The 10,486-nt window shown below is 64.0% G+C and carries 13 protein-coding genes; 6 read left to right on the plus strand and 7 right to left on the minus strand.

Features of this window, described 5'->3' with window-relative positions:
• The 3 genes from VN934_00315 to VN934_00325 form a co-directional block, all read right to left on the minus strand.
• Positions 1-259 (minus strand): hypothetical protein (locus tag VN934_00315; GenBank protein ID HXM17233.1); only part of this gene is annotated, 259 nt, incomplete at its 3' end.
• A gap of 376 nt (positions 260-635) precedes the next feature.
• Entirely contained in the window at positions 636-1,295 is a 660-nt protein-coding gene (locus VN934_00320) for a hypothetical protein (GenBank protein ID HXM17234.1), read from the minus strand.
• 65 nt (positions 1,296-1,360) lie between these two features.
• Positions 1,361-1,882 carry a TlpA disulfide reductase family protein gene (locus tag VN934_00325; protein ID HXM17235.1) on the minus strand — a complete coding sequence of 174 codons (522 nt, stop codon included), beginning with the start codon at positions 1,880-1,882 and terminating at the stop codon, positions 1,361-1,363.
• Between the two features lie 55 nt (positions 1,883-1,937).
• Between VN934_00325 and VN934_00330 the strand changes: the two genes are divergently transcribed.
• From VN934_00330 to VN934_00340, 3 genes are read left to right on the plus strand one after another with little or no spacing between them, the layout of a single operon-like run.
• A complete protein-coding gene (locus VN934_00330) occupies positions 1,938-2,879 on the plus strand; it encodes a MoxR family ATPase (GenBank protein HXM17236.1) in 942 nt (313 codons plus the stop codon).
• Positions 2,876-4,165, plus strand: a complete 1,290-nt coding sequence (locus tag VN934_00335; protein HXM17237.1) for a VWA domain-containing protein — start codon at positions 2,876-2,878, stop codon at positions 4,163-4,165. The genes VN934_00330 and VN934_00335 overlap by 4 nt, the downstream gene beginning before the upstream one ends.
• The gene (locus tag VN934_00340; GenBank protein HXM17238.1) at positions 4,162-5,226 is read left to right on the plus strand and encodes an XdhC/CoxI family protein; all 1,065 of its coding nucleotides are present in this window, start codon (positions 4,162-4,164) and stop codon (positions 5,224-5,226) included. The genes VN934_00335 and VN934_00340 overlap by 4 nt, the downstream gene beginning before the upstream one ends.
• Before the next feature lie 221 nt (positions 5,227-5,447).
• On the opposite strand, the gene VN934_00345 is transcribed toward VN934_00340, so the two are convergent.
• The 4 genes from VN934_00345 to VN934_00360 all read right to left on the minus strand — a co-directional run bounded on the left by VN934_00345 (position 5,448) and on the right by VN934_00360 (position 7,828).
• Positions 5,448-5,666 (minus strand): hypothetical protein, encoded by a 219-nt coding sequence (locus tag VN934_00345; GenBank protein HXM17239.1) that lies wholly within the window; start codon positions 5,664-5,666, stop codon positions 5,448-5,450.
• A 7-nt stretch (positions 5,667-5,673) separates the two neighbouring features.
• Positions 5,674-7,119, minus strand: a complete 1,446-nt coding sequence (locus tag VN934_00350; GenBank protein ID HXM17240.1) for a SpoIIE family protein phosphatase — start codon at positions 7,117-7,119, stop codon at positions 5,674-5,676.
• A gap of 134 nt (positions 7,120-7,253) precedes the next feature.
• Entirely contained in the window at positions 7,254-7,583 is a 330-nt protein-coding gene (locus VN934_00355) for a glutaredoxin domain-containing protein (GenBank protein HXM17241.1), read from the minus strand.
• Positions 7,584-7,597: 14 nt separating this feature from the next.
• Positions 7,598-7,828 (minus strand): BolA/IbaG family iron-sulfur metabolism protein, encoded by a 231-nt coding sequence (locus VN934_00360; GenBank protein HXM17242.1) that lies wholly within the window; start codon positions 7,826-7,828, stop codon positions 7,598-7,600.
• 43 nt (positions 7,829-7,871) lie between these two features.
• Between VN934_00360 and VN934_00365 the strand changes: the two genes are divergently transcribed.
• From VN934_00365 to VN934_00375, 3 genes are all read left to right on the plus strand, one after another.
• Positions 7,872-8,555 carry a cytochrome c biogenesis protein CcdA gene (locus VN934_00365; GenBank protein ID HXM17243.1) on the plus strand — a complete coding sequence of 228 codons (684 nt, stop codon included), beginning with the start codon at positions 7,872-7,874 and terminating at the stop codon, positions 8,553-8,555.
• A gap of 1 nt (position 8,556) precedes the next feature.
• Complete coding sequence (locus VN934_00370; protein HXM17244.1) at positions 8,557-9,141, plus strand: hypothetical protein; 585 nt, start codon at positions 8,557-8,559, stop codon at positions 9,139-9,141.
• 73 nt (positions 9,142-9,214) lie between these two features.
• The coding region (locus VN934_00375; GenBank protein HXM17245.1) for a diguanylate cyclase at positions 9,215-10,486 on the plus strand (1,272 nt) is incomplete at its 3' end.

Here is a 10,486-nt window from a genome sequence, read left to right on the forward strand (position 1 = left end):
CGGCGGGCGTTTTATAGATCATGGATGACGAGCCCGGACCCAATACGCCGGTCGAGAAATTCGTGGTGCCGATATCCGTGCCCGCAGCGGACTGACCCGCCACAGAGCTATCCGTAGCGGGAAACGAACCGGACCACGTCCCGAGGAAATCGACCTGGTGCGCGTAGATTCCATCCACGTTTGAGAACTGGATGTTTTGGCCCGTCGCGACCTTGATGATGTTGGAGGCGCTGTTGGTATCGGATATTCCGCGGATCACTCCGAACGCGGAATCGTTGCACGTGGGGAACGAAAGATTCAATTGTATGATGAGGGGATTGCCGCTAGCGAGGTGCGAGCAATCGCTCGCAGTGGGCGGGGTCGGCGTCGGCCCGGGGCAAGCCGGCCCGTACAAGCCGCCACAGCCGGCGGCGCTGCTACCGTAGCCGGAGCATCCAACGACGGCGAGCGCCGGCAGAACAAAGACAGCAAAAAGGGCATAGGCAAACAGGCGGAGGTGGCTCAGTGTCTTCACCTTGGATCCCTTCTAGGCTTGGGGTTTGAAATTGATGGCGGGTGCGGCGACAGGGCGCAGCGCCTCACCCGCCCGCTTTATCTTAGGACCGCGGAATGAAACGAGCCTGAAACGGGTGCAGCTACGGGTTGATCGTGATGACGGTTCGCATCTGCGGACTCGCCAGATAGTTGGTCCAGTCGCCGTAGTAGAACGACCCGGTCGTCGCGCCGGTGACGTACCCTAGCGACGAACCAGGGATCAAGCCGGCCTGAGGCGCGATGGACGCCTGAAAACCCGTCACGGTGATCGCCGAACCCGCCGGACTTGAACAGCCCGCGCACATAGGGTTGTTGAAGACGGACGGCCAGTTCATGCCGTTTGCGGGGCCGAGCAGCGACACGGTGCGCTGCAACTTGTCGAAATTGAAGAACACGATGGTCTGGCCTTGCGTCACGGCGACGACGCCCTGCGGGGCGGCGGTCGGCGCGACCGGGCTCGAGGTGGCAACCACGGGCGGGCCGCTCATCAGACCGTAGCCATCGACAGCGCCGTAGGTGACGTTAGAAGCCGGCGAGGCCTGATAGCTGACGGACACGTTGTTCATCGTCGTCGGCGTCGGCGTGGGGGTCGGCGACTGGGTGCCGATGGGCGACGGCGACGGCGATGGCGTCGTGCTGACGCCGGGCAGGGTCGATTTGCTCGTGCAGCCTCCCACGCCGGCCAGCGCGAGCGCGCCGATCAGGAAAAGGGCGAGCAACGCAACGCTGAGCGCCGGTGACCACATCGATTTTATTTTCATTTTCGGTTCCTGCGACAAATCCGTCTCCGTCATCCGGGGCTAAAGCCCCGGCACTACAACTTCGGCTATCCGCCGGCGATCAGGCGCTCCGCTTTTTGCGCCATGCTCTCGTAGGTCATCTCGCCGTCGACCGCTTCCCTGATGACGCCGTTCTTATCGATGAAGAACGAACTCGGCAGACCTGCGAGGTGCAGCGCCGTGCCCAAGCGCTGCCCAGCGTCTACGCCGACCGCGAATGTGATCCCGAATCGGTCGGCGTACGCCTTTGCCGTCCGGGGGTCTTCGCCTTGGTCGATCGCCACCACCAGTAGACGGCCTTCCTGCGCCCTTGCGAGTCGCTCGAGGGCAGGCATCTCCCGGCGGCAGGGTCCGCACCACGTCGCCCACACGTTGAGCAGCACATCTTGTCCGCGCAAACCGCGAAGCGCAACCGATCCGCCCCTGACGAGCGGCACCGACACGTCGGGGGCGCTCATGCCGATGACCTGCGCGGGGCCGCGGTTTTGGTCGATCTCGTTCGGGAAAAATGCGGCGATCAGGACCACCAGCGCGACCGCGACGAGCCCGCCGACGATCCAACGAAGCACTCGCGTAGATTGGTCAAAACGGGACGTTCGCCCTGCCAGCGCGAAGTCAACGAATGTGGCAGAAGCTATCGAACGCGAGAAGGACGCAGCGGTCTTCGATTCCATCGACGACGTTCAAGCGATGCTCGCCCGGCATCGCTACGTGGCCGATCGCAGTCTCGCCGTATCCATCTACTTGAGCGTGACGCTCGGTAAGCCGCTGTTCCTCGAGGGTGAAGCCGGCGTCGGCAAGACGGAAGTCGCCAAGGTCCTCGCCGCAGGGCTAAGCCGGCGTTTGATCAGGCTGCAGTGCTACGAGGGCCTCGACGTCAACCACGCCCTGTATGAATGGAACTACGCCAAACAGATCCTTCACATCCGCTTGGCCGAAACGCTAGGAGGCGAAGGGCAAAGAGACGCGGTCGAACGTGAGATCTTCGGTCCGGAATTTCTCATCAAACGGCCGCTGCTGCAAGCGATCGACGATCGCGGTGAGCCGCCGGCGGTGCTGTTGATCGACGAGATCGATCGCGCGGATGAAGAATTTGAGGCGTTCTTGCTCGAATTGCTGTCGGATTTCCAGGTCACGGTGCCGGAGATCGGCGCATTTGTGGCCGCGCACCCGCCGTTGGTCGTGCTCACCAGCAATCGGACGCGCGAAGTGCACGACGCGCTCAAACGGCGCTGCCTCTACCATTGGATCGACTATCCGAACGTCGAACGCGAAGCGCACATCGTGGAATCGAAGGTGCCCGGCGTCAGCCGGCAGTTGGCGTTGGAGGCCTGCGCGCTCGTCGCGAGCCTGCGCGCCGACTCGTTCTACAAACATCCGGGCATCGCCGAAACCATCGATTGGGCCGCCGCATTGGTGGCGCTCGGCCAAACGGCGCTTGATGAGCGCGTGGTCGCCGAGACGATCGGCTGCGTTCTCAAGTATCAGGAAGACGTGAAGAAAGCGCGCGAGCCCGGTTTGAGCACGCGCGTCGAGCGTGCCCGAAAGGTGGCGGCGCAAGCGTGAAGGAGCACCGCGCGGCGTTCGATGCGGCCGCGATTGAGAAGTTCGCGCGGTTGGGGTGGAACGTCGTGGTGTTCGGCCGCGCGCTGCGCAGGATCGGCCTGCGGGCGCAGCCCGACCGCATGATCCTCTTGGCTGAAGCGTTGAAGGCGGTGGGCTTGAGCTCGCGCGACGACGTCAAAGCCGCCGCGAGGAGCGTGCTCGTGCGTTCGCCCGAAGAGCTGACGAAATTCGACATCGCGTTCGATGCGTTTTGGACCGCCGCAAACGAGCGTCGATCGGAAAGCGCGGTGGAGCAAGACCGGCCGCCCCAAGACGCCAAGGTGCGCGAGTCGCCTGCAGATGAAGGCGCCGGCGCTCCAACCGCGCTTTCACCGGAACGGCCGGACGCGATGCACCGGCAGGATCCGAATGCGCCCGGCGACGCCCACGAAGAACGCGGCGCGGTCGTCGACGGCGATCGTTCGTTCACGTACAGCTTCGCCGAGGGACTGTACCAAAAGGAATTCTCGCAGCTATCAGGCGAGGAGATGGCCGTCGCTCGCGAGCTCACCAAACGCCGCGCGTGGGATTTGGGACTGCGCCGATCGCGCCGGACCCGGCCCGCTCGCGGAGGCGCCGCCTTCGACCATCGGCGCACGCTGCGAGCAAGTCTTCGCCGCGGCGGGGAAGTGCTGTCGCTGCATACTCGCGAGCGGCGCGAGAAGCAGCGCGACCTCGTGCTGCTGTGCGACATCTCCGGTTCGATGGACCGCTATTCGCGCTTGTTGCTGCAGTTCGTCCACACCGTTCGGCATGCCGTCGGCCACGTCGAGGCCTTCGTCTTCGGCACGCGGCTCACGCGCATCACGCGCCAGATCCGGCATCGCGAGATCCAAGCCGCGATCGACGAGGTCTCGCACAGCGTGGCGGATTGGGCCGGCGGCACGCGCATCGGCGAGTGCCTGCGCGAGTTCAACCGGCATTGGGCGAAGAGGGTGCTCAGCCGCGGTGCAATCGTGTTGATCATCAGCGATGGCTGGGACCGCGGCGACATCGACATGCTCGCCTCGGAGATGCGCCGCCTGCAGCGCAGCGCCTACCGGCTCATCTGGCTCAATCCGCTGCTCGGATCGCCGCACTATCGGCCGCAGACGGTGGGCATGCAAGCGGCGCTGCCCTACATCGACAATTTCCTGCCGGCGCACAATCTCAAGAGCCTTCTGCAACTCGCATCGCTGCTGCGTTCGGTGGAGGACCGCCGGCCGGCTCGGGCGCAGGCGCCTTTTCTGTCGGAGCATAGCGCATGAAAGACATCGCCGAGACGCTGCACCGTTGGCAAACCGACGGCGAGCGCATCGCCATGGCCACCGTCATCAATGTGGACGGCTCCGCGCCGCGCGACGAAGGCGCGAAGATGCTGATCGCGGCAAGCGGCAAAATCGCGGGCTCGGTGAGCGGCGGCTGCGTGGAAGGCGCCGTCGCGGATGAGGCGCGCGACGTGCTCGAGAGGGGTGAGCCCAAGATCGTGCGCTACGGCATCAATCGCAACATGATGTGGGATGTGGGGCTTTCATGCGGCGGAGCCATCGACGTTTTTATCGAGCGGCTTGACGAGCCGCTGGAGCTTCCGGCGGACGAAGCGTTCGTGATGATGACCCTCGTGCGCGGCCCCGGCCGCATCGGCGCCAAACGCCGCGTGTACGCAGCGCGCGCCGGCGCGCCGCAGCGCGCCGCCGGCTCTACCGGCGACGCTCAGCTCGACGCGCGCATCGACCAAGCGGCGAGCGCCGCGCTCAAGCGAGGTTCTGCGCGCACCGAGAAACTGGGCGATCACGATGTCTTCGTGGATCCGATCCTGCCGGACGCTCAACTGATCATCGTAGGCGCGGTCCACATCGGCATGGCGTTGTGCGACCTCGGCAGCAGAGCGGGCTTCGCCGTCACGGTCGTCGATCCGCGCGAGAGCCTCAACAATCGCGAGCGCTTTGCGGCGGCGCGCCGGCTCATCGTCGGTTGGCCGGAGGACGAACTGCCCAAGCTCAGCTTCAATGAGAACACCTACGTGGCCGTGCTCACCCATGACGAGAAGTTCGACGATCCGACGCTCGACCACGTGCTACGCCAAAAAGTCCGCTACGTCGGCGCCATCGGGAGCCGCAAGACGCAAGCGCTGCGTCGTGAGCGGCTCATCGGCGCCGGTTTCGCGAGCGCTGACGTCGACGCGTTGCACGCGCCCATCGGTCTCGACATCGGCGCGCAATCACCGGAAGAGATCGCGGTCGCGATTCTCGCAGAGATGATCGCTGCGAAACACGATCGCAGTGGAATGAAATTGAAAGATCGCAACGAGCAGCACATCCACGCGTAGTTTTTTCCAAAACGTAAGAAGAAGGAGAAGTCGCAAATAAGAGGCAACATGACGCTCTAAGCTCAGTGGAAGCTGAGTCACATCCATTTACTCCGCAGAATGGAGGTGAGTTCTAATGGCAAAGAAGAAAAAGAAGGCTGGCAAAAAGAAAAAGAAACACTAACGCCTCGGAGGCCTAACGTGGAAAGAGCGAAGCGTCAATCACCTTCGCTCTTTTCTTTTTACTGCGAGGGCTCGGACACGATCAGCACGCTGTGGCCGCGATGCTCATCGAGGAACGCAAGCCCATCGCTCATCCACATCTCCAACCCGGCCGAGGAGTGCTCGGCCACCTCGCGCACGACGTGCTCGCGGTCCCGAAGCCACCGTAGGTGCGTCACGCCCTGGGCCAGCCAGACCACGTCGCCGCAATCCTCACAGGCGAAGCCGTAGCGGGTCACCGGGGCCCTACCCCGCGGCGGGGACGTCGGCGGGCGCAGACTCGACGTCACGGCGCTCGACCGTATCGGGCGTCACGGGCGCCTGACCGGCCGGTGAACGGAGCACCTTGATGATCAGCAAAGCGAGGTCGTCGGCGATCCGGCCGCCCGCGTAACGGGTGAGGCGCTCCACGATTTCGTCGGCCAAACGCTGCGGGTCTTGATCGCCGGCGGCGATCCAGCGCATTGCCTGTTCCTCGTCAAGGGTCATGCCCGAGGCGTCGCGCGCCTCCGTCAACCCATCGGTCGCAAGCACGAGCGTATCGCCAAGCTCCAATTGCGCGTGTGAGGAAGAGAATGAATCGGTGCGCGCAAGCCCGATCAGCGGGCCGGTCACCGGCACCGCAGCGACGGTGCTGCCGCGGCGCAAGAACACCGGGCCGTGGCCCGCGCTCGCGAAACGTAAAGACAAATCGCGGTCGTCGAGAATTCCCAAGAACACGCTGACGAACGCGGACGGGTCCCCCGACGCATTCATGAAGGTCCGGTTGAAGCGCGATAGCACAGTGCCGGGCTCCGGTTCGCTCTCCACCAGAATGCGGATCGAGTACTTCACCAAGGCGGTGTCCACGGCCGCAGCGAGCCCCTTGCCGCTCACATCGGCGACCAGCAGCATCGAGCGGTGATCATCGATACGGTGCACGTCGAAGAGATCGCCGCCGACGGCCGCCTCTCGGGTAGACGAGACATACGCCGTGCCGACGCGCAGGTGTGGAAGCAGGTCCCATCCGCTCAAGAACGCGCGCTGCAGCGTATCGGTGACGACCCGTTCACGCGCCAGCGCCGCCTGCGTCCGGCTGCGGTAGACGTCCGCCACCACGGCCGCGGTGCCGAACAGCAATATCAGCAGGGCGGTGACGACGGCGGCGCGGGTGAGGAGAGACCGTGATTGCGCGACCGCGTCGCTCGCCTGTGCTTCGAACACGGCTCGCAGTTGCCGGAAGTCGGCCCCCATCTGATCGGTGAGCAGTTTGCCTTGCTGCAGCCGGACAAGCGCGTCCGCAGCGTTCGGCTGGGCGATGAGCGGGTCGGCGACCTGCTCGTGCCACACGCTGTGCTGATGCCGAAGATCGTGCAGCGGCACGAACGCATCTTGCAGGTTCGCCGTTTGGACAAAACCCTCGAGCTCATCGAAAATCGGGTCGAACTGGGCTTTTTTCGACACATACGGCTGAATGAAGACCTTTTGCCCGGTCCCCAGGTAGCCGCGCAGCGCCGTTTCCTCTTCTAATTGAAGCTCGTAGAGCGTGGACACGCGCTGCCGGGCGTTGTCAGCCGCGGTCTGGCGCCTGAATGCATCGCCGACGCTGACATACGTATAGACCGACCCGATCACGGACACGAGGAGCGCAACGGCGAGAACTATCCAGGCGGTCGAGGTTCCGCCGGTGCGAATGGGTCGCGTGAGCGGCATGAATAGTCCCCGCGGTTCGGGCGATGCTCGCTAAAGATTCCTTGGCTGCCGGCGCGTCGACACCAATGACGGAAATAGGCCGTTATAAGAGAGCCAGGCCGGGGCCTTCGAGAGCCCCGCCTCGCTTGCCTGCCCTACGCCGGGGTCTTGAACGCGTCCTCGAGGACGCCGAGCAGCTCGCCGCTCTCGCGCATGGGCGCGAGAATGTCGGTGTCGCCGTAGAATTTGCCGGCGATGAAGACTTTCGGCAACGTGGGCCAATTCGTCATCTCGGAAAGCGCCTCGCGCTTTTCGGGATCGGCCAGCGCGTCGATGACCTCGAACGGGTACCCAAGTTCGTTGAAGAATTCGATCGTCTCGTGCGTGAAACCGCAGCGCGGCGCGCTCTTGGTGCCCTTGCCGTAGACGAGGATCGTATGATCCCCGATATCTTTTTCAATCGACTGTTTGATGTCATCAGTCATGGCTTTCGTCTCCCTCACGTGACTTGTGTTTTCAATTCGACGGCGTGCAGACGGCCGTCTTTGAGCGCCTCGCCAAGCGCCTGATACACCACCCGGTGCTGGTCGATCCGCGTCATGCCTTCAAAACCTTTCGATGCGACCGAGACGTTGTAGTGGTCGAGCGTCCCGGTGCGGTCGGTGAGTTCCACCCGCGCGTCCGGCAGCGCGCGGCGGATCAATGCGACGATCTGTGGGGGCGTGATCATTTGCTCTCCATTTCGACGCGCTGCCTGCCGATACATTGCATGGATGGATTACGGCAACATCTACGCGGTCGTCGACCAGCTCAAGGACATCGTCCACACACACCTTCCCCTCGCCATCGGGCTCATGCTGCTCGGCGGCGTGCTGAGCGCGTTGAGCCCGTCGAGCGTGCCGCGCATGGTGGCGATCGTGAATTATGCCGGCCGCGAAGCGCGCTCGCTGCCTCACGCAGCAGGGCTTTCGGCGGCCTTTATGCTTGGCATCTGCGTGGTGTATTGCGGCGTCGGCGCGCTGGCAGGGTCGTTCGGCGCACTGCTAACGCTCTCAGGCTTCCTCTATTACTTCACGGCCGCACTGTGTCTGCTCATGGGCCTTTCGATGATCCGCCTGGTCGAAATCAAATGGGAGCTGCCGGCCATCCAAACCGTCGGGCGCGGTTTTCTCGGAGCGTTCATGCTGGGGTTTGGCTTCGCGTTTCTGATCGCGCCGGATGCGACCCCGTTCATGCTTGGCGCGCTTGCCGTCACCACGTTCCAGGGCGAAGCGTTCCTCGGCGCGCTTTTGATGTTCTTCTTCGCCATCGGCCACGGCATACCGGTTTTCGCCGCAGGTGTGCTCGCGCCGTGGTACATGCATCACCCGGCCGTGCGCAAGTGGCACGTGGTCGCGGAGATGGCCGCGGGTTACGTGCTCGTTTTTCTCGCGTTGTTCTTCGTGGTGATCGCCTGACATGGCGGCGGCGCCTCCGAACGATGTCCGCCCCTATATCGTCCGTACCTACGATCGCTGGATCATCCTCGTGCTCGTGCTGGTCGCCGGCTGGCTTTTGTTCCGCCCGGTCTTCGCGTACACGGTGTTTTATCGCGGTTTGAGCTTCGAGCGCATGCTGCAGCTCGGCGCCGCCGAGCACTACTACCGAAAATCGATCGGCGTGGACCCGCACATTCCCGAATCGTGGCTGGCGCTCGGACAATTGTACATGATGCGCATGCACTCGAGCCCAGATGCGTATGCGGGCGCGCTGGATACGCTTAGCCGAGGCGCCGATGCCAATCCGCGCAGCGGCGTGTTGCCATTCTTCCTGTGCCGCACGTACTACGAGGCAGGCCACGATTACGCCAAAGCGCTCGCCGCATGCAAGCGCAGCGTCGCGAACGATCCGTCGCTTCATTTCGCGTGGGACTACGCCGGCTGGGCGAGTCTGCAGCTGGGCGATCGCTCCAACGCCGTGAACTACTGGCGCGAGAGCCTCAAGCACGCGCACAATCCCTCAGTCGAGGCGGCACTCAAGAAGTACTCACCCAACGCGCGCTAGGGCGCAACGGGGGTATCGGCGCCCCTGGGCGAAGCCTACGTCCAAAATGGCCAAGATGCGCGGGAAACGTCAGTTGTCCGCTCGTCCCTCCCTTGCGCGTCACGTCGTCGGGCGCGCTCGCAAGTCTTCCAGCGGCGCGATTCCGGAGGAAGCCCTCCTCGTCGCCGCCCTGGAGGCGACCGCCGATGGCATCCTCATCGTCGATAGCGAAGGCAAGATCGTTCGTTTCAACGATCGCTTCGCGCGCATGTGGCGCATTCCCGAGGACGTGCTGAAGACCCGCAGCGACGACCAGGCGCTCGATTTCGTCTTGCGTCAGCTATCCGATCCGGGCGCCTTTATCGCGAAGGTGCGCGAGCTCTACGCTCAACCCGGCGCCGACAGCTTCGACACGCTGCATTTCAAAGACGGTCGCGTGTTCGAGCGGTTCTCGATCCCGCAGCGCGTGGACGGCTTGCCCGTCGGCCGCGTATGGAGTTTCCGCGACGTGAGCGATCGCGATCGCGCGCTGATCTCGCTGTCGGCCGAGATGGCGCTCGCGCAGCGCCGGATCGAAAGGCTCAACGGACTCTGGCGCGTCATCACCCGAGCCGGCCACGACGGGCAACATCTCACGCGCGAAGTGCTGGTCGAAGGTGCGCGCGCTCTCGGACTGACCTCGGGGCTCCTCGCGCATCGCGAAGGCGACAAGCTCGTCCTCGACGTCGCCACGCTGCCGCGCACTGCAGCGTGGATGAGCGAGGGCCGCGTGTTGGATGAGACGCTCTCCGGGCGCGTGCTCACGGCAGGCCACACATTGCACTCCGCCGATCTTGAATCTGACCCGAAATTCAGGGATTTGGCCATCACACGCGATCTAGGCTTGCGTGCCGCCATCGGCACGCCGGTCCAGGTCGGCGATCGTGAATACGTCGTCACGTACGCTGATCCCGATGCCCGCGTGCAGCCATTCGACGCCGAAGACATCGCCTACATCGAACTGCTCGCGGCGTATTTCGGCCGCATGCTGCGACTCAGCGAGCAAGAAGCGCAGATCGCCTACCTCGCATACCATGACGGGCTCACGGATCTGCCGAATCGGACGCGTTTTCTTGAGCGCCTTACCGAACTGATCCCCCAAGCGCAACGCGCCGGACGACACTTCGGACTCGTGTACATCGACTTGGATCGATTCAAGCAGGTCAATGACACGCTTGGTCACGCGGCGGGCGACACCGTCCTAAAGCAGGCCGCGGAACGGCTTCAGCGGATCGTCCGCGGGGGTGAAGTGCTTGCTCGGCTCGGCGGCGATGAGTTCGCGGTGCTCGTGCCCGAGATCGATGAGCCGGACGACCTGGAGGGGCTC

Source organism: Candidatus Tumulicola sp., from assembly GCA_035601835.1.
Taxonomy (GTDB): domain Bacteria; phylum Vulcanimicrobiota; class Vulcanimicrobiia; order Eremiobacterales; family Eremiobacteraceae; genus DATNNM01.